Origin of the sequence: Cryobacterium sp. Y11, assembly GCF_002929535.1 — a bacterium.
Lineage (GTDB): Bacteria > Actinomycetota > Actinomycetes > Actinomycetales > Microbacteriaceae > Cryobacterium.
On record NZ_PJJO01000056.1, the window covers coordinates 100,808 to 120,309 of the forward strand.

Annotated in this window: 18 protein-coding genes; 10 read left to right on the plus strand and 8 right to left on the minus strand. The window is 62.0% G+C overall.

Features of this window, described 5'->3' with window-relative positions:
• Window positions 1–30: 30 nt before the first annotated feature.
• The 5 genes from gap to CXY75_RS09790 all read left to right on the plus strand — a co-directional run bounded on the left by gap (window position 31) and on the right by CXY75_RS09790 (window position 3,959).
• Entirely contained in the window at window positions 31–1,038 is a 1,008-nt protein-coding gene (gap, locus tag CXY75_RS09770) for a type I glyceraldehyde-3-phosphate dehydrogenase (protein WP_104082635.1), read from the plus strand.
• A 10-nt stretch (window positions 1,039–1,048) separates the two neighbouring features.
• A complete protein-coding gene (gene pgk, locus CXY75_RS09775; RefSeq protein ID WP_104082636.1) occupies window positions 1,049–2,263 on the plus strand; it encodes a phosphoglycerate kinase in 1,215 nt (404 codons plus the stop codon).
• Complete coding sequence (tpiA, locus tag CXY75_RS09780; RefSeq protein ID WP_104082637.1) at window positions 2,254–3,054, plus strand: triose-phosphate isomerase; 801 nt, start codon at window positions 2,254–2,256, stop codon at window positions 3,052–3,054. The genes pgk and tpiA overlap by 10 nt, the downstream gene beginning before the upstream one ends.
• A gap of 130 nt (window positions 3,055–3,184) precedes the next feature.
• Window positions 3,185–3,436, plus strand: coding sequence for a preprotein translocase subunit SecG (secG, locus tag CXY75_RS09785; RefSeq protein ID WP_092340102.1), 252 nt, complete (start codon window positions 3,185–3,187; stop codon window positions 3,434–3,436).
• Window positions 3,437–3,590: 154 nt separating this feature from the next.
• Complete coding sequence (locus CXY75_RS09790) at window positions 3,591–3,959, plus strand: RNA polymerase-binding protein RbpA (protein ID WP_092107849.1); 369 nt, start codon at window positions 3,591–3,593, stop codon at window positions 3,957–3,959.
• Window positions 3,960–4,075: 116 nt separating this feature from the next.
• On the opposite strand, the gene pgl is transcribed toward CXY75_RS09790, so the two are convergent.
• The 6 genes from pgl to tkt form a co-directional block, all read right to left on the minus strand.
• Window positions 4,076–4,858, minus strand: coding sequence for a 6-phosphogluconolactonase (gene pgl / locus CXY75_RS09795; protein WP_104082638.1), 783 nt, complete (start codon window positions 4,856–4,858; stop codon window positions 4,076–4,078).
• A gap of 8 nt (window positions 4,859–4,866) precedes the next feature.
• A complete protein-coding gene (locus tag CXY75_RS09800) occupies window positions 4,867–5,829 on the minus strand; it encodes a glucose-6-phosphate dehydrogenase assembly protein OpcA (protein WP_104082639.1) in 963 nt (320 codons plus the stop codon).
• Window positions 5,826–7,367 (minus strand): glucose-6-phosphate dehydrogenase, encoded by a 1,542-nt coding sequence (zwf, locus tag CXY75_RS09805; RefSeq protein WP_104082640.1) that lies wholly within the window; start codon window positions 7,365–7,367, stop codon window positions 5,826–5,828. The genes CXY75_RS09800 and zwf overlap by 4 nt, the downstream gene beginning before the upstream one ends.
• Before the next feature lie 120 nt (window positions 7,368–7,487).
• Window positions 7,488–9,104: a glucose-6-phosphate isomerase gene (locus tag CXY75_RS09810; protein ID WP_104082641.1), complete on the minus strand. Its 1,617-nt coding sequence runs from the start codon at window positions 9,102–9,104 to the stop codon at window positions 7,488–7,490.
• Window positions 9,104–10,231: a transaldolase gene (gene tal, locus CXY75_RS09815; RefSeq protein ID WP_104082642.1), complete on the minus strand. Its 1,128-nt coding sequence runs from the start codon at window positions 10,229–10,231 to the stop codon at window positions 9,104–9,106. Before tal ends, CXY75_RS09810 begins: the two co-directional genes overlap by 1 nt.
• 116 nt (window positions 10,232–10,347) lie before the next feature.
• A complete protein-coding gene (tkt, locus tag CXY75_RS09820) occupies window positions 10,348–12,441 on the minus strand; it encodes a transketolase (protein ID WP_104082643.1) in 2,094 nt (697 codons plus the stop codon).
• A 324-nt stretch (window positions 12,442–12,765) separates the two neighbouring features.
• On the opposite strand from tkt, the gene CXY75_RS09825 reads away from it, so the two are divergent.
• Entirely contained in the window at window positions 12,766–13,683 is a 918-nt protein-coding gene (locus CXY75_RS09825) for a heme o synthase (protein WP_104082644.1), read from the plus strand.
• Window positions 13,684–13,758: 75 nt separating this feature from the next.
• On the opposite strand, the gene CXY75_RS09830 is transcribed toward CXY75_RS09825, so the two are convergent.
• Both CXY75_RS09830 and CXY75_RS09835 read right to left on the minus strand, forming a co-directional pair.
• The gene (locus tag CXY75_RS09830; protein ID WP_146069432.1) at window positions 13,759–14,346 is read right to left on the minus strand and encodes a hypothetical protein; all 588 of its coding nucleotides are present in this window, start codon (window positions 14,344–14,346) and stop codon (window positions 13,759–13,761) included.
• 47 nt (window positions 14,347–14,393) lie between these two features.
• Window positions 14,394–15,362: a heme A synthase gene (locus tag CXY75_RS09835; protein ID WP_104082793.1), complete on the minus strand. Its 969-nt coding sequence runs from the start codon at window positions 15,360–15,362 to the stop codon at window positions 14,394–14,396.
• A gap of 287 nt (window positions 15,363–15,649) precedes the next feature.
• Between CXY75_RS09835 and sufB the strand changes: the two genes are divergently transcribed.
• The 4 genes from sufB (at window position 15,650) to sufC (ending at window position 19,498) form a co-directional block, all read left to right on the plus strand.
• Entirely contained in the window at window positions 15,650–17,068 is a 1,419-nt protein-coding gene (gene sufB, locus CXY75_RS09840; protein ID WP_104082646.1) for a Fe-S cluster assembly protein SufB, read from the plus strand.
• Between the two features lie 42 nt (window positions 17,069–17,110).
• A complete protein-coding gene (gene sufD / locus CXY75_RS09845; protein ID WP_104082794.1) occupies window positions 17,111–18,331 on the plus strand; it encodes a Fe-S cluster assembly protein SufD in 1,221 nt (406 codons plus the stop codon).
• 2 nt (window positions 18,332–18,333) lie between these two features.
• Window positions 18,334–18,660 carry a non-heme iron oxygenase ferredoxin subunit gene (locus CXY75_RS09850; protein WP_104082647.1) on the plus strand — a complete coding sequence of 109 codons (327 nt, stop codon included), beginning with the start codon at window positions 18,334–18,336 and terminating at the stop codon, window positions 18,658–18,660.
• Window positions 18,661–18,733: 73 nt separating this feature from the next.
• Entirely contained in the window at window positions 18,734–19,498 is a 765-nt protein-coding gene (gene sufC, locus CXY75_RS09855) for a Fe-S cluster assembly ATPase SufC (protein WP_104082648.1), read from the plus strand.
• The last annotated feature ends 4 nt before the right edge of the window (window positions 19,499–19,502 follow it).

The window sequence follows — 19,502 nt, forward strand, 5'->3', positions numbered from 1 at the left end:
TACAGCGCCCTTTTCTAACAGGAGTTTTTTGTGTCCGTAAAGATCGGCATCAACGGATTCGGCCGTATTGGCCGTAACTATTTTCGCGCAGCCCTCGCGAAGGGCAGCGACATCGAAATCGTCGCCGTCAACGACCTCAGCGACCCCGCGTCGCTCGCTCACCTGCTCAAGTACGACTCCGTCGCTGGCCGACTGAACGCAACTGTCGAGGTCGACGGTGACAGCATCGTCGTCAACGGTAAGCCCATCAAGGTTCTCGCCGAGCGCGACCCGGCCAACCTGCCCTGGGCCGCTCTGGGCGTCGAGATCGTCATCGAGTCCACGGGACGTTTCACCAAGTCCGTCGACGCGCAAAAGCACATCGAAGCCGGCGCCAAGAAGGTCATCGTTTCCGCTCCGGCAACCGGCGCCGATGTGGCCACGCTTGTGCTCGGTGTGAACGAAAACACCTATGACTCCGCGATCCACAACATCATCTCGAACGCGTCCTGCACCACGAACTGCCTCGCGCCGCTCGTCAAGGTGTTCCTCGACAACTTCGGCATCGAGCGTGGCCTCATGACCACGATCCACGCCTACACCGCAGACCAGAACCTGCAGGACGGCCCGCACGCCGACCTCCGCCGTGCCCGCGCAGCAGCGTTGAACATCATCCCGGCATCCACCGGCGCCGCCAAGGCGCTCGGCCTGGTCATCCCGGAGATGGTAGGCAAGCTCGACGGTTACGCACTGCGCGTTCCGGTTCCAACCGGTTCAATCACCGACCTCACCGTGACGGCATCACGCCCGGTCACCGTGGAAGAAGTGAACGCTGCATTCAAGGCCGCAGCAGAGGGCCCGCTCAAGGGCATTCTCAGCTACACCGAGGACCCGATCGTCTCGAGCGACATCGTCGGCGACCCGCACTCCTCGATCTTTGATTCCGGCCTCACCAAGGTGATCGGTGACCAGGTGAAGATTGCTTCCTGGTACGACAACGAGTGGGGCTACTCCAACCGCCTCGTCGACCTCACCGAGTTCGTCGCCGAGAAACTCTAACGGCCGCGCGGTGACGTTACGCACGATTGACTCGCTCGGCCCGCTCACCGGGAAGCGGGTAATTGTCCGCTTCGACCTGAATGTTCCGCTGAAAAACGGGCAGATCACCGACGACGGACGAGTGCGGGCGTCACTGCCCACTCTGAACGCCCTCGTCGCACAGGGCGCCCGTGTGGTGATTGTTTCTCACCTCGGGCGCCCTGACGGAGCCGTTGACTCACAGTTCAGCCTCAAGGCGGTGGCGACTCGACTCAGCGAACTGGTGAATCTTCCGATCGCCTTCGCCACCGACACCGTTGGCCCCTCCGCTACTGCGGCAGTCGCAGCACTGCACAACGGCGAAATCGTCGTCTTAGAAAACCTGCGCTTCAACGCCGGCGAGACCAGCAAAGTGGATGCCGACCGCCTCGCGTTCGCCCAGCAGCTCGCCGGCCTCGGGGACGCACTCGTCTCCGACGGCTTCGGCGTGGTTCACCGCAAGCAGGCCAGCGTGTTCGATCTCGCATCGCTCCTGCCGAGCGCGGCCGGCCTGCTTATCGCAGCCGAGCTCGACGTGCTGGATCGCCTCACCGAAAAGCCGGAGGCGCCGTATACCGTCATCCTCGGCGGTTCCAAGGTGAGCGACAAGCTCGGCGTCATCGGCCACTTGCTACCCCGTGTGAATTCGCTTCTGATCGGTGGAGGCATGCTTTTCACTTTTCTGGCCGCCCAAGGACACAAGGTTGGCGCAAGCTTGCTGGAAAGCGATCAGATCGAGACGGTACGCGGCTACCTGGCTGAGGCGGACCGCCTCGGCGTCAAGATCGTGCTCCCCACCGACGTCGTTGTAGCCTCGAAGTTTGGTGCAGATGCCGAGCACGTGATCACGCCGGCTGACAGCATCGAGAATACGCCGTTCGGCGCGGCCGGACTCGGACTCGACATCGGACCGGACACCGCAAAAGCGTTCGCGGAGACTATTCGGGCGTCGAACACCGTGTTCTGGAACGGCCCTATGGGCGTCTTCGAACTGGCACCGTTTGCGGAAGGCACCCGCACGGTCGCATCAGCACTAACCGAGGTAACCGGCCTCAGCGTGGTCGGCGGTGGCGATTCAGCCGCGGCCGTGCGCATTCTCGGATTCAACGATGACCAATTCGGTCACATTTCAACCGGCGGTGGCGCAAGCCTCGAATTTCTCGAGGGCAAACGTCTACCAGGACTGGAGGTCCTCGGATGGCAGTGAACATCAACCCTCGGCGCACACCGCTGATTGCGGGTAACTGGAAGATGAACCTGGATCACCTCCAGACCATCGCCTTCGTGCAGAAGCTCGCGTGGAATCTCAAGGACGCCGACCACGACTTCACCGCAGTAGAAGTGGCAGTGTTTCCGCCGTTCACCGACCTGCGCAGCGTGCAGACCCTGGTCTCGGCCGACAAGCTGCCGCTGGCCTTTGGTGCACAAGACCTCTCCGCGCACGATTCCGGCGCCTACACCGGTGAGATCTCGGGTGCGTTCCTGGCCCAGTTGGAGTGCCAGTACGTCATCATCGGTCACTCCGAACGACGTACCCTGCACAACGAGTCCGATGAGCAGGTCGCCGCGAAGGTGGCAGCAGCGTTAAAGCACAACCTGGTGCCGCTCATCTGCGTCGGTGAGAGTGCTGACGACCTGGCTGTACACGGTCCGAGCGCTGTTCCCGTCGCCCAGCTGCGTGCCGCCCTTGCTGGTGTCACCAACGCAGCCGATATCGTGGTCGCGTACGAACCGGTTTGGGCCATTGGCTCCGGCCAGGCGGCCACGCCGGAGCAGGCCGAACAGGTAGCTGCAGCCCTGCGTGGTGTTCTCACCGAAACCCTCGGGCAGGACGTGGCCGACAAGACGCGCATTCTCTATGGCGGATCGGTCAAAAGCGGCAACATTGCCGCGTTCATGCGTGAGCCCAACGTTGACGGGGCCCTCGTCGGTGGCGCGAGTCTGGATATTCCAGAGTTCTCCAGCATCATCCGGTATCAGAAGCACGTCGGTCTCTAAACCGGCGCGAACCTGACTTCGACGAGCGAGGCGGTTGCCCATCGGCAACTGCCTCGCTCGTGTGTGCAGGGTATAATTACGATGGTCTGGGCGCCAGAGTTGCGCCAACCGTGTTTGTGAAAGGTTTCGTGTGGAGATTCTCCAGGTCGTCATGCAGGTACTCGTCGGAATTACGAGTCTCCTGCTCACCATGCTCATTCTGTTGCACAAGGGCCGGGGTGGTGGGCTGTCCGATATGTTCGGCGGCGGTGTGACTTCCAACCTCGGCGCTTCGGGGGTTGCCGAACGTAACCTTAATCGCATCACCGTCATTCTGGGACTGTTGTGGATCTCCTGCATCGTCGTTCTCGGGTTGATCACTAAGTTTGACACCGGGGCCTGACTTTTCGCTCCGGTGAGAGTTACCCTTGATGTAGCGGTACGACCACATGCGGCGGCATAAGCAATCACAGCAGTAGTCGCAGCACGTACTGCCGTACGTATTTGTGACAGTACATTTGTACCAGGCAATGGACACCAGGCAATGGAGGAACAAGATGGCATCAGGCGGTAGCGCAATTCGTGGCTCGCGTGTAGGCGCGGGCCCCATGGGCGAGCAGGACCGCGGTTTTCATGCGGACCGCATCAAGGTCTCCTACTGGGACGCGCTGGGCAATGAGACCGTTCGGTACTTTGCCGCGAGCCTTCCCGACGAAGAGATCCCCGTGACCATCGACTGCCCGTCGTCCGGGCTGCCGGCAGGTCGCGACAAGGAGAATCCTCCGTCGGTTGTGAAGCTGGAGCCCTACAAGACGCACCTGGCCTACGTGAAGGAGCGTCGCACCGAAGAAGAAGCAGAGTCGCTTCTTGAAGAAGCGCTCAACCAGTTGCGCGTTCGCCGTGGCAAGCTGTCACCGACCAACTGATCAAGCTCGCAACCTCATCTGTTGTAAAAAAATACCGGCTCTCAAGAAATCGAAAGCCGGTACTTTTTGTCACTCGTTACGCCCGATCACGGGCACGAGCTAAGCGGATGCTGCCACTAGTACGCAGAAGTAATGAGGCTTTCCGGAACCTGCGCGGCCGCGTCGCTGTCAACGAAGAACATCGTGCGATAGCGTCCCTTGATTCCGGCAGCGGGGACCTCGTCACGGCTAGCCCCGGCCAGAGCGAGCCCGAGGGCCGATGCCTTGTCTGAGCCAGCCAGAACCAACCAGACACGGTCTGACGAATTCAGCACGGGGCGGGTGAGCGACAACCGGCCGGCCGGTGGCTTGGGGGAGTCGCGCACTGCGATCACACTAGCCGCACTCTCGCGAATGCCGGACCCGTGCGGAAACAGCGACGCGATATGTCCGTCGGGGCCGACTCCGAGGAACGTTACGTCGAAACGGGGGTATTGAGCACCCGCAGGGGCATGCGCGAGTAGTTCTGCCGTGTACTGCTCCGCCGCGGCTGTCAGCGCGTCGGTCTCGTCGCTCGGGTCATCAGATGCACCGAACGCGTGAATGTTCCGTTGCGGTACGTCAATGTGGTCGAGGAGCGCTTCGCGCGCCTGTACCTCATTGCGTTCCGGGTCGCCACGGGGCACCCAGCGTTCGTCACCCCACCAAAAATTGACCCTGGTCCAATCGATGCTGTCGCGTGCCGCTGATTCATTGATGGCCACCAACACGGCGATCCCGACCGAACCACCGGTCAGCACCACGTTCGCTTCATCTTGCTCCTGCAGAACATCAACCATGTTCGTCAGAAACCGGGCAGCAACCGACCCCGCAAGTGCCTTCTTATTCTGATGCACCAGTACGCGTCGTTCGTTGGTCACTGTCACAGTCACGCTCCGGTTCGTTGGGCCACCACGTCATCAAGTTGCGGCAGGCCGCGCGTGATTACCTCACCATACAGCTCATCAGGATCGAGTCTGCGCAGTTCGTCTGCCAGACAGTCGCGCAGGCTGCGACGCTTGAGCGTCAGATCCTGCGTGGGCTGCCCCGGCTGGCTGAGCGTGGCAATGTCCGGTGTCTCGCGTTCCAGGGAAATCGTTCCCGAGGCTCGCGTAAGGCGTACACCGTGTACGTGGTTGGTCTGCGGCCCCGCGGTCAGCTCGCACTGCACGGGTACCTGCAGCTGCATCTGCAGCCAGGCGGCGAGCAAAGTCGTTGACGGTGAAGCAGCAGCACCGTTGACCTGAATACCGATGACCGGCTCGTACGGCGGCTGGTCCAGCACAGCGGCGAGCTGGGCCCGCCAAATCGTCAGTCGTGTCCAGGCGAAGTCCGTGTCGCCAGGGCGATAGCTACTGGACAGCTGGTGCAATGCCGCCTGCGGGTCGGGCTGGGTGGAAGCATCCGTAATGCGCCGATAAGCAATCCGACCAAGCGGAGAGTCAGCAGGGACAGCCGGCGCCGTACCGGGCCACCAGGCCACCACTGGAGCATCTGACAGCAGCAGGCCGGTGACCAGGCTCTCCGGATCATCCGCAGCGTCGCCGTAGACGCGCAGCACAATGACCTCACTCGCGCCGGCGTCGCCGCCAACCCGAATTTCAGCGTCGACGCGCGCGTCGAGCTTCGCGGGACCCTCGGATGGATCCTGGGTCGAGACAACAATGACGCGCATCGGGTGTTCTCTCGACGCATCATTCGCGGCCTCAATGGCCTCCTCTTCGTGCCCGAGGGTGGACGCGATGATCAGGGTCAGCACGCGGCCGAGGGCGACTGCACCGCCCTCCTCTCGAATGCGCACGAGCGCCTTGGAGATCTTGGCGGTGCTTGTATTGGGCAGATCGACGATCATGGTCGCCTCCAGGTACGGCCGTCGCGGGCCAATAGTTCATCAGCGGATGTTGGTCCCCAGGTGCCGGGGCGGTACTGCTCAGGCTGACCCTGGGTCGCCCAGTATTCTTCCACCGGATCCAGAATCTTCCAGGACAGCTCGACCTCTTCGTGCCGGGGGAACAACGGCGGGTCGCCGAGAAGTACGTCAAGAATGAGTCGTTCATAGGCTTCGGGGCTTGCCTCCGTGAAGGCGTGGCCGTAACCGAAGTCCATAGTTACGTCGCGCACCTGCATGACATCTCCAGGAACCTTGGAGCCGAAACGAATGGTGACACCCTCGTCGGGCTGAACCCGGATAACCAGCGCGTTGTGGCCTAGTTCGGCCGTCTGACCGGGGGCAAACAGGTACTGCGGGGCCCGTTTGAAGACAACGGCAATTTCGGTGACACGGCGACCGAGACGTTTGCCAGCGCGCAGATAGAACGGCACTCCAGCCCAGCGCCGGGTGTCAATCGTTAATCGCATAGCGGCGTAGGTCTCGGTAACCGACTCTGGGTCCATGCCATCTTCATCAAGAAAACCAGTTACCCGCTCGCCGCCCTGCCATCCGCCGGCGTACTGGCCGCGCGCTGTGCCCAGGCCGAGGTCATCGGGCAACCGCACCGAGGCGAGTACTTTTTCCTTCTCGGTTCGAAGAGAGGCAGCGTCGAAGGAGATGGGCTCCTCCATTGCCGTCAGCGCGAGCAACTGCAGAAGATGGTTCTGAATGACGTCGCGAGCGGCGCCGATACCGTCGTAGTAGCCAGCACGGCCACCAACACCGATGTCTTCGGCCATGGTGATTTGCACGTGTTCGACGTGGTTGGCGTTCCACAGCGGTTCGAACATCTGGTTGGCGAAGCGCAGTGCCAAAATGTTTTGCACCGTCTCCTTACCCAGGTAGTGGTCGATACGAAAAACGGAGTCGGGCGGAAAGACCGATTCGACAACGTCATTCAGCTCACGAGCCGTTTTCAGGTCGCTCCCGAACGGCTTCTCAATGACGACACGTCGCCACTGGCCGTTCTTTTGCTCGGCCAGTCCCGAGCGACGTAACTGCTCGGTCACTTGTGGGAATGCCTTTGGCGGAATGGCGAGGTAGAACGCGTGGTTGCCCATGGTTCCGCGCTCCCGGTCGAGGTCATCAATAGTCTGGGTCAACCGGACGAAGGACTCGTCGTCGTCAAAAGTGCCGGAGACGAAGCGAATACCTTCGGCCAGCTGAGCCCAGACGTCCTCGTGAAATTCGGTGCGAGCGTATTCCTTGACGGAATCATGCACGATTTGCATAAAGTCTTGATTGTCCCAGTCGCGGCGGGCGAAGCCGACCAGTGCGAAGCCGGGCGGTAATAGGCCGCGATTGGCGAGGTCGTAAACCGCGGGCATGAGTTTCTTGCGCGCGAGGTCACCAGTGACGCCGAAGATCACGAGGCTAGAGGGCCCGGCGATGCGATTCAAGCGATAGTCGGAAGGCGACCTGAGCGGATTAAACTCCGGGGTGATTTCCACCGGGGACATGCGGCTCCTTTAAAGAACAAGTGCAGACGGAACACTGCAACGGAAGAGGGTTGGAAGGAAGAATAGTTGCTGAAGTTGGGGTTTCTCGCTGCGGGGGGCTACGAGAAACCCCGGTTGGGCCTAGCCCAGCGCGTTAAACAGGGCGCTGATGTTCACCTTCGGGTCGGTCAGGGTCAGGGTCAGAACGGGTCGACCGTGCTCAGCGAGCACGCTCGCGTCGCCGCTAGCCTGCGCTTGAATGAGCTCGCCAAAGGTGAACGGACGCTCGGGAATATCGAGGTCCTCCGCCGGCGTGGCCAGAATTTGCAGGAAAACGGCTGTTGCTGTTCCGCCCTTGTGGAACTGACCGGTCGAGTGCAGAAAACGCGGACCCCAGCCGAAGGTGACTGGGCGTTCGGAGAGCGTGGCGAGCTTGGTGCGAACCTCCGCCAGCTCCGGCAGAGCCAGCCGGTCGACGTAGGCTTGCACGGCCACGTAGCCGTCCGGACCAAGCTCTTCGAGAAGCGCATCGATGGCCGAGGTAAGGTCGCTCGCCGCGCCAATGACGTGCGGCGTGCCGCGTACTTCGATGCCGTCCGCAATGAACGCGGCTGGCTCCGGCGCCGGGCGGGCGTCGAGCAAGCCGCGGGTTGCGATCTTGGCGGACTCCACGTCGGGCTGATCGAACGGGTTGATGCCGAGCAGACGCCCGGCGACAGCGGTCGCGTATTCCCAGACCAGGAACTGCGCGCCGAGGGTTCCGCTGACGCGGATCTCATCGCCCGTCTCTGCGAACGGCTCGGTACCGGCGTCAGCGACGACCCGCACGAGCTGAACGTCGGGCAGCGCGTTACCGTGTTCCAGAGCGGCAAGCTCGGGAGCATCGAGTTCGAGCACGACGGGCAGAATGCCGGTGCCGAGCTTGCCGGTCGATTCCGCTATGAGCTGTTCGACCCAGTCGGCGAAGCCCACAATGTGGGTGCCATCCGAGACGATGGCGAGCTTGTCGCGGCGCGGGTTGGTGGCGGCAATCGCGGCCCCGAGCACGAGGCCCGGGTTCTCGGGGGAGTCAACGGCCAAGGCCAAAGCGATGGTGTCAGCCTCGTCGAGCAGCGCGCCAACATCGACGCCGGCCAGGCCGGACGGCACGAGGCCGAACGCCGTCAATGCTGAGTAGCGTCCACCGACGTTGGGGTCGGCGTTGAAGACGCGATAACCCGCATCCCGAGCGGATGCTTCCAGCGGCGACCCCGGATCGGTCACCACGACGATACGCTCGACCGGATCGATGCCAATTGCCCGGAACGCGCGCTCAAACACACGACGCTGGCTGTCGGTTTCGACCGTTGAACCACTCTTCGAGGAGACCACAAGAGCGGTGCCTGCGAGGTTGTCGTTGAGCGCGGCAAGCACCTGACCGGGATCAGTGGAGTCAAGAACGGTGAGGTTCACGCCGGCCGTACGGGTGATGACCTCGGGGGCCAGTGACGAACCACCCATGCCCGCGAGAGCGATCTGGGTGACGCCGCGAGCCTGCAGTATGGCTCGCAGCTCCACGATTTCAGCAACGAGCGGGCGAGACACGGCGACGGACTCGGTCCAACCGAGCCGAAGTGTGGCCTCGGCCTCAACCTCCGGCCCCCACAGGGCTGGATTGAGACCGGTGATACCCGAGGCGACGAGGTCCGTGACGAGGGTGGGTACCGTGGTGCGCACAGCATCCGCAGCTGCGCCACTGACGGATATACGAAAACTCATCAGCCCACCGAGGTGGTTGAGGCTGCGGTGAGAGCCGTCTGCACGGTGTCAAGAAGTTCGTTCCAAGACACCTCAAACTTGGCGAGGCCTTCTTCTTCAAGTACGCGCGTGACGTCGTCATAGGAGACGCCCTGCGCGGACAGCGCGTCGAGCACGGTGTTGGCGGCGGCGTAGGAGCCGGTGACGGAGTCGGCCGGGATGACGCCGTGGTCGGCTGTAGCCTTCATGGTTTTCTCCGGCATGGTGTTCACGACCTCGGGGGCGACCAGTTCGGTCACGTAGAGGGTGTCGGGAAGACTGGCATCCTTGACGCCGGTTGACGCCCAGAGCGGACGCTGCTTGGTGGCGCCGGACTTGATCAGACCGAGGGCACGTTCGCTACTGAAGGCCTGCTCGTAGACCTGGTAGGCGAGCTGGGCGTTGGCGACGCCAGCCTTGCTCTTCAGGGCGAGGGCTTCGGGGGTTCCGATGGCTTCGAGGCGGGTGTTGATCTCAGAGTCGACCCGCGAGACGAAGAACGAGGCGACGGAGTGAATGGTAGAGAGGTCGATGCCGGCAGCCTTGGCCTGTTCGAGTCCGGCCAGGTAGGCGTTGATGACCTGACGGTGACGTTCGAGGCTGAAGATCAGGGTGACGTTCACGCTGATGCCGAGGGCAGTCGTCGCAGTGATGGCTTCGAGGCCTTCAACGGTCGCGGGAATCTTGATCATGGCGTTGGGACGGTTGACCTTGGCCCACAGCTTCTGAGCTTCGGCGACCGTTCCTGCCGCGTTACGGGCGAGGCTCGGTTCGACTTCAATAGAGACGCGTCCGTCCTGACCGTTGGTCGAGTCGTAGACGGGGCGGAAGATGTCACAGGCGGCTGCGACGTCGTCGGTCGTGATGGCGAAGACAGAGTCGACCACGTTCGTACCGGCAGCGGCGAGGGTCGCCACCTGCTCGGTGTACGCCTCGCCGTTGGCGAGGGCGCCGGCGAAGATGGTGGGGTTGGTGGTCACGCCAACGACGTTGCTGTTCTCGATCAGATCCTGCAGCCCACCGGAATTGATGCGCTCACGGGACAGGTCGTCTAGCCAGATACTGACGCCAGCGGCGGACAGCGAAGCGAGGGGGGAGGGAGTTGTCATTGTTAAAATCTCCTAATTGTGCCACCGGAAGGCGGCAATGCTGTAGCGGTCTAGTGGAGAGACAAGGTGAAGTGCTGCGCTTACCCGCCGTACTGATCGGTACGTGGGGTACAACGTCAGGCTGCGCTGATTGATTCCCGGGCTGCGGCAACCACGGCTTCGGTGGTGATCCCGAATTCGCGGAACAGCGTCTGGTAGTCAGCCGATGCGCCGAAGTGCTCGATCGAAATGCTCCGGCCCGCGTCGCCGACGTAGCCGCGCCAGGTCAGCGCGAGGCCGGCCTCAACCGATACTCGGGCGGTGATTGCAGCTGGAAGCACGGATTCGCGGTATTCACTGCTCTGCTCTACAAACCATTCCAGGCAGGGAGCGCTCACTACGCGGGCGTTGATGCCTTCCAGGGCGAGCTGGGCGCGTGCGTCAACGGCAAGCTGCACCTCGGAGCCGGTACCGATCAGAATGACGTCCGGCGTTCCACCGGCCGCTTCGGCCAGCACGTAGGCGCCGCGAGCGACATTCTTGGCCGAGGCGAAGATTTCAGCGGATGCTGCGCCCTCGCCGCGCTCGTACACCGGGATGTTCTGGCGGGTCAAAGCGATCCCGGCCGGGCCGTTTCGGCGTTCCAAAATGGTCTTCCAGGCCCAAGCTGTCTCGTTGGCGTCACCGGGACGAACGACGTCGAGGCCCGGAATGGCACGCAGGGTGGCGAGCTGTTCGATTGGCTGGTGCGTGGGTCCGTCTTCGCCGAGTGCGACGGAGTCGTGGGTCCAGACGAAGATCGACGGTGCCTTCATCAGCGCGGCCAACCGCACCGCTGGACGCATGTAGTCGCTAAAGATGAGAAAGGTGCCGCCGAAGGGGCGCGTGTTGCCGTGCAGCACGATGCCGTTGAGAATAGCGGCCATGGCGTGCTCGCGAATACCGAAGTGCAGCACACGGCCGTACGAGTTGCCGCTCCATTCACCGGTGGAGTGCTCGCTCGGAATGAACGAAGCGGCACCGCCGATGGTGGTGTTGTTCGACTCTGCCAGGTCAGCCGAGCCGCCCCAGAGTTCGGGGATAACGCCGCCGAGGGCGGTGAGCACCTTGCCGGACGCCGCGCGGGTCGAGACTGCGGTGCCGCCGGGGAAGACCGGAAGGGCTTCATCGACGCCCTCCGGCAGGTCGCCGGAGAGAACGCGGTCAAGCAAAACCTTGCGGTCGGGGTTTGCAGCGGCCCAGGCATCGAACTGCACGGTCCATTCGGCGTGCTGTGCCGCGCCACGCTCAAGGGCCTGGCGGGTGTGAGCGATGACCTCGGGGGCTACGTCGAAGGTCTTTTCCGGGTCGAAGCCCAGAACGGTCTTCACGCCGGCCAGTTCTTCGGCGCCGAGAGCTGATCCATGAATCTTACCGGTGTTCTGCTTCTTCGGGCTTGGCCAGCCGATGATCGTCTTGAGAATGATCAGGCTCGGCTTGCCGGTCTCGAGTTGGGCCGCTTCGATGGCCGCATTTAGCTCGGCGACGTCTTCGACGTAGGAGCCGGTCTTCTTCCAGTCCACCGTCTGCACGTGCCAGTCGTATGCGGCATAGCGCGCGGCAACGTCTTCGGTGAAGGCAATGTTGGTGTCGTCTTCAATGGAAATCTGGTTGCTGTCGTAAATCGCGATCAGGTTACCGAGCTGCTGATGGCCGGCGAGAGAGGATGCCTCGCTCGTCAGACCTTCCTGCAAGTCACCATCGCCGGCGATAACATAGACGAAGTGATCGAAGGGGCTGGCGCCGGTGGCGGCATCCGGATCGAACAGGCCACGCTCGAAGCGTGAGGCGTAGGCAAAGCCGACAGCGGAGGCGAGTCCCTGGCCGAGCGGCCCGGTGGTGATCTCGACGCCATCGGTGTGGCCGTATTCCGGGTGGCCTGGAGTCTTGGATCCCCAGGTGCGCAGGGCCTTGAGGTCCTCGAGTTCGAGGCCGTAGCCGCCGAGGTACAACTGAACGTACTGCGTCAGCGAGCTGTGGCCGACCGACAAAATAAACCGGTCACGACCGATCCACTCATTGTCGGCCGGGTCCCGGCGCATGACCTTCTGAAACAACAGGTAGGCGGCGGGAGCGAGGCTCATCGCTGTACCCGGATGCCCATTCCCAACCTTCTCAACGGCGTCAGCCGCCAGAATGCGTGCGGTGTTAACCGCCTGATCGTCAACGGAATCCCATTGGAAAGCTGCCACGTCACGTAACCCTTCATAGAAGCGAAGGCGGGTTGAGCTCAACCCATCCTTTTATAGTTGTGCAAGTGTCGGTAGCCATCTCACCGGCGGTGTGGCGCATTTTTCACGCGACAACTACAAGCGAAATGTCACCCCCAGCGAGTTGGCCTGCTGAGCTGGCCATCTCCCACCCGGGGGCTCACCGAACTACTGATTCACTGTGGGGAGCACGTTAAGTATAGAGACGAATGCGCCCGGATGGGCTCAATGATGGAACATGTCATTTGTAGGGCAGGGTCGTTCGGTGATCTAGAATTAGAAGAACTGCCTAGCATTCGAGGATTAATGGACGTCGCACTTCAGACCATCGTGAGAACTCCGCGTACGCTGAAGCGCACGCTCACGGCCTACGTCTCCCTGACTAAACCGCGAGTCGTCGAGTTGCTCCTCGTGATCACCGCACCGACGATGCTGCTCGCGGAACGGGGGATCCCCAGCCTCTGGTTGATCCTCGCGACGCTTGTCGGAGGAGCACTGAGCGCTGGGTCGGCCGGGGCGTTCAACTGCTACCTCGATCGCGATATCGATCGCCTGATGAAGCGTACGAAGAATCGTCCGCTCGTGACCGGTGAGCTGAGCGACCGGGAAGCCTTGATTTTTGCATGGGCGCTCGGCGCAGCATCCATTGTGTGGTTGGGATTGCTGACCAACTGGCTCGCCGCCGCGCTGTCATTCGGTGCCATTCTTCTCTACGTTGTGTTTTATACGATCATTCTCAAACGTCGTACGCCGCAGAATATTGTCTGGGGCGGCGTCGCCGGCTGTATGCCGGTGCTGATCGGCTGGGCAGCCGTGACCGGCGATCTGGCGTGGTCGCCGGTCATTCTGTTCATGATTGTCTTCCTCTGGACGCCGCCGCACTACTGGCCGTTGTCGATGAAGTACCGCAGCGACTACCAGGCCGCCGGAGTTCCGATGCTGGCTGTGGTGCGTGGCCGTGCCCAGGTGGGCCTGCAGGTCATCCTGTACGCCTGGGCAACCGTCGCCTGCTCGCTGCTGCTGATTCCGATCGGCGAGATGGGCCTGCTGTACACCTTCGTCGCGCTCGTGGTCGGTGGCTGGTTCATCTACGAAACTCACCGACTGTACAGCCTCGCCATCCGACACGAGCACGTGTCACCGATGCGCGTCTTCCACGGTTCGATCGCCTACCTGACGCTGCTGTTCGTGGCCGTCGGAGTCGACCCGTTGCTGCCGTTCTGACTCGGCCACCAGAAGTGCTGCCCGGCAACGTGTCGGCCGGGCACCGACTGACCGGCGACGTGCTGGCCGGCAGGGTTAGACCCGCCGGGTGAGCCGGATGTCGATCTTCCCGACGTCGGCCGAATGAATCACGACCGTCACCACGCGTCCGGCCAGAACCATCGCCGTGGCCGTGAAATCGGAGGCCGTCACCGTGATGGCCGGCAATACAGCGTCGTCGACGATCAAGTTTGACCGGTGCGCCAGTGTGAGTTCAATTTCCGCCTGCTGCTGCGTGTGTCGACCTGCCCACAGTTCAGACCCGAACTCGTACGGGTTCTTGGCGTAATTCATCACGATGTACTGCAGATGCTGGTTGAGGGCGTCCCGAATGGGATCGCCGCCGCGGTTGGTGGAGCCGGGCACGTCGGTGAAGACGAATCCGCGCAGTTCGGCAATGCCGATCGGGCCGACCGGGGAGTCTTCGAACCAGAAATTGCCCGAGGGGTCCGCGAGCCAGTAATGCGCCTGCGCTTCCAAGGTGTGGCCATGATTGCCATACCAACTCCAGCCGCGTTCCTGGACGCGCCGTTGCGGCACAAACCCGAACACCGGCGGGCCGAACAGGGCAAGGCGCGCCGCGTCATCTGGCGGCTTCGACTTGGCTCCCGGCGCGAGGTGCATGCCTGGAGAGTACACCGGCATGCACCAGAGGGGGAGGGCCGTACCGACTAATTCCTACCGGTCGCGTTCATGGCCATCTGTGCCACGTCGGCGGACGAGCGACTCGGAGCCTTGAGGTTCAGCACGACGACGGTCATGGCCGCGGCAAGTATAGACGCGAGCACCATGTGCACACCCACGAGCACCGGCGGCAGGCCCAGGTTCGCCTGGAGCAGGCCAACAACTATCTGAACGAGCTCGATCAGGAACAAGGTCAGAACGAAGAATCGAATGGGCAGCTTGCCACGAACGGATGCCCCCAGCAGCACGATCGTCAAAACCAGCGTCGCGTAGCCCGGCCAGGCATGCAGGTGCTCAAGCAGTTCAGCGTTAAAGCCCGTGCGACCCGCCGCGGCGTCACCCGAGTGCGGTCCGGAGGCGGTGGTTACCACTCCCATCAGCACTGTCAACGCGACGACGAAACTCGTGGCATGGGCTAGCCCAGCGAAGGCGACCGGAACGACGCGCACGCGCGGCCCCGGCGCGACGTAGACGCGGTGCACCAGCACAGCGGAAATGCACACCATAATAAGCGACGCCATGAAGTGAAACCCCACAATGAATGGGTTGAGTCCGGTCAGCACGGTGACGCCGCCAACCAGCGCCTGGGCGAGCACGCCGACGACGAGAATGATGGAGAGGGTGAACAGATCCTTGCGCTCACGACGCAGACGCCAAAGCAAGACGACAGCCAGGACCGCGACGATGCCCACGACCCCGCTCATGAGACGGTTGCCGAATTCGATGACGCCGTGGATTCCCATTTCCGAAGTCGGCACCAGCGAGCCGGCGACGCAGGTCGGCCAGGTGGGGCAGCCGAGCCCTGACCCGGTCAGGCGAACGGCTCCGCCGGTGCCGATGATCACAACCTCGGTCACGAGTGACAGCCAGGCGATCACTCTAATTCGTGCGTCAATGGCGCTGGGTATCCACTGGTATTTCGGCTTCACCGGTTCTGCTCCCACTGTCTTTCTCATAATGACGTGCTTTCTAATCGTGCCGGGTTCAGATGTGAATCGACCGGCAAGCACGCAAATCCCGCTGATCACCTGTAGAATTGAGATCTCCATGGAGATCCTTCCGGCGGTCATCCGATCGCAGGATTCAATCCGAGCCGCAGGGCTGGGGTTTAACGTGATGCTCCATGAATATTCTAGGTACGCAACGTAGCTGTCCACACAACCCGTTCCCCGTGGTCTCCACTAGGTGGCCCGAGAATGACCGGACTAATATCCGGGTTGCGATGGGTAGAGAAGAGGTTAATATGTCGGATGTCCTGCTTGACCGTCCCGACCTTGAGGGGATTGGCACCTACGAATTTGGATGGGCCGACTCAGACAAGGCCGGAGCATCCGCTCGTCGTGGTATTTCTCCCGAGGTTGTTAAGGACATCTCGAACCTGAAATCCGAGCCGGAGTGGATGCTGCAACGACGCTTGAAGGCGCTGCAGCTGTTTGAGCGCAAGCCCATGCCCACCTGGGGCGCCGACCTCTCCGAGATCGACTTCGACAACATCAAGTACTTCGTGCGGTCCACGGAGAAGCAGGCCCAGACCTGGGAAGACCTGCCAGATGACATCAAGAACACGTACGAGAAGCTCGGTATCCCCGAAGCTGAGCGCCAGCGCCTCGTTTCCGGTGTGGCTGCCCAGTACGAGTCCGAAGTGGTGTACCACCAGATCAACGAAGAACTCGCAGCCCAGGGCGTCATCTTCATGGACACCGACACAGCGCTCAAGGAGCACCCGGAGTTCTTTGAGGAGTACTTCGGCACCATCATCCCCTCCGGCGACAACAAGTTCGCCGCGCTCAACACGGCCGCCTGGTCGGGCGGATCGTTCGTCTACGTGCCGCCCGGCGTGCACGTAGAGATCCCGCTCCAGGCTTACTTCCGTATCAACACGGAAAACATGGGCCAGTTTGAGCGCACGCTGATCATTGCCGACGAGGGCAGTTACGTACACTACATCGAGGGTTGCACCGCCCCCATTTACAAGTCAGATTCGCTGCACTCCGCCGTGGTTGAGATCGTCGTAAAGAAGAACGCCCGCGTTCGGTACACGACCATTCAAAACTGGTCAAACAACGTCTATAACCTCGTCACCAAGCGGGCAACGGCCGCTGAGGGTGCCACCATGGAGTGGATCGATGGCAACATCGGTTCGAGGGTCACCATGAAGTACCCGTCCATTTACCTGATGGGCGAGCACGCCAAGGGCGAGACGCTCTCCGTCGCCTTTGCTGGCCCCGGTCAGCACCAGGATGCCGGCGCCAAGATGATCCACATGGCGCCGTACACGCAGTCGTCTATCGTCTCCAAGTCCATCGCCCGCGGCGGCGGACGCAGCGGATACCGCGGCGAGGTCCGAATGGATGCCTCCGCGCACCACTCCGCCAACACTGTGCGCTGTGATGCACTCTTGGTCGACACCGCATCGCGTTCTGATACCTACCCATCCATCGACATCCGTGTGGATGACGTGCAGCTCGGCCACGAGGCCACCGTCTCCCGCGTCAGTGCAGAGCAGCTGTTCTACCTGATGAGCCGCGGTATGCCCGAAGACGAGGCCATGGCCATGATCGTTCGCGGATTCATCGAACCAATCGCCCGGGAGCTCCCGATGGAGTACGCCCTCGAACTCAACAAGCTCATTGAAATGGGCATGGAAGGATCCGTCGGCTAAATGTCCGCCGCTTCAGCGCTTTCGAAGAGCGCTTCAAAAACTATGCCCGAATCAACCACACCCGCACTAGCCGATCCAACTGCCGCAAAGTCGGTTATACCGGCCGGCCAGCACGGAATTAAAGAACACTCCGACGGACGTTTCGGCTACGTGCCCGTACAAACCCGCTCGGATCGCTTCAAAAGTGTTCAGGTCGCCGACTTCGAGACCGTCACCGGTCGCGAAGCCGTCTGGAAGCACTCGCCCATCGCGAAATTCACCGACCTCACCGCCGGCTCGCTCGACGGATCGCGCTACGAGATCGAGTCCACGGTCTCAACGGATGTGTCCGTCGAATGGGTACCCAGAACGGATGCCCGCATCGGCACCGCCGGTCTGCCGGAAGAACGCGCCGCGGCGAACGCCTGGAGCGTTTTTGACGATGCCCTTGCTATCACGGTGAGCGGCGAAGAAGCCAAGGAGATCACGGTCACGCGATCGAGCCTCGGTAACTCCGCCCGCGGCGCCCACACCATCATCGAGGCCAAGCCATTTAGCCAAGCCACGATCATCCTGCAGAACACGGGCGACGCCCGGTTGAGCGAAAACGTCGAGATCATCCTCGGTGAATCCGCCAACCTCACTGTTGTCTCGCTGCAGGAGTGGAACGACTCCGCGGTGCACCTGGCCAACCATTTCGCATCCATCGGTCGGGACGCACGTCTGAAGCACGTCGTGGTATCCCTCGGCGGCAGCATCGTTCGGGTGAACCCCTCGGTGCGTCTGGCCGGGCCAGGCTCCGACACGCTGCTGCTCGGTCTGTACTTCGCGGATGCTGGTCAGCACCTGGAGCAGCAGGTATACGTCTTTCACGACGCGCCGAAGAGCCGCAGCCGCGTCAACTACAAGGGTGCGCTGCAGGGTCAGGACGCCCGCACGGTCTGGATCGGCGATGTGCTGATCGGCAACAATGCCGCCGGCACCGACAGCTACGAACAGAACCGCAACCTTGTACTCAGCGAGGGCACCCGCGCAGATTCCATCCCGAACCTGGAAATCGAGACCGGCGATATCGTCGGGGCCGGTCACGCCAGCGCAACCGGCCGGTTCGACGACGAGCAGCTGTTCTACTTGCAGTCTCGCGGCGTCAGCGAAGACGAAGCGCGCAGGCTCGTCGTGCGTGGATTCCTCACCGAGGTCGTGCAGCAGATTGGTTCCCCCGAACTTGAAGCTCGGTTGCAGCTCGCAATCGAAGCCGAACTTATTGGAACGGACGACAAGTAAGCATGACCGCAACGAAGATCTGCGCTCTCGATGAGCTCGAAGTAAACCAGGCCGTCAAGATCGAAATCGATGGCGTCGCCATCGCTCTCGTGCGTGACGCAGCCGGCGACGTGTTCGCCATTGGTGACACCTGTACGCACGGCGACATTTCGCTGTCCGAGGGATTCGTGGAAGGCCAGACTCTCGAGTGCTGGGCTCACGGGTCGATGTTCTCCCTCACCACGGGCAAGCCGCTCTCGCTGCCGGCCTACGACCCGGTTCCGGTTTACAACGTTGAGCTCATCGACGGGTTCGTCTTCGTCGATCCTTCCGTCACCGTCGCGGTATGACGTCCGTCTAACGCACCCGCCACACCAGCGAATTTTAGAATCTTCAGAAACTTGAGAAAGGGATAAGGCAGTCATGTCTGTTCTTGAAATAATCGACCTGCACGTCAGCGTCGAGACCGACCAGGGCACCAAGCAGATTTTGCGCGGTGTCAACCTCACCATCAACGAGGGCGAAATCCACGCCATCATGGGCCCGAACGGCTCCGGCAAGTCCACCCTCGCCTACACGATCGCCGGCCACCCCAAATATCACGTCGAGAGCGGCTCCATCCTGCTCGACGGCGTCGACGTGCTCAAAATGACAGTGGATGCCAGAGCCCGCGCCGGCCTGTTCCTCGCCATGCAGTACCCCGTCGAGATTCCTGGAGTGACCGTCACCAACTTCCTCCGCACCGCCAAGACGGCCATCGAGGGCGAAGCGCCGCCGATTCGCAGTTGGATCAAGGATGTGCGTGAGGCGATGACCGGTCTGAAAATGGACAAGGCTTTCGCCGAGCGCAACGTCAACGAGGGCTTCTCCGGTGGCGAAAAGAAGCGCAACGAGATTCTCCAGCTGGAACTCCTCAAGCCGAAGTTCGCCGTGCTCGACGAGACCGACTCCGGCCTCGACGTTGACGCGCTCAAGATCGTGTCGGAGGGCGTCAACCGCGCCAAGGCCAACACGGGCCTTGGTTTGCTCTTGATCACGCACTACACCCGCATTCTGCGCTACATCCACCCTGACTTCGTGCACGTGTTCGTCAACGGTCGGATCGCCGAACAGGGCGGCCCCGAGCTCGCCGACCGCCTTGAAGACGAGGGCTACGATCGCTTTCTCGTGCCGTCGAACGTAGGCTAGCCAC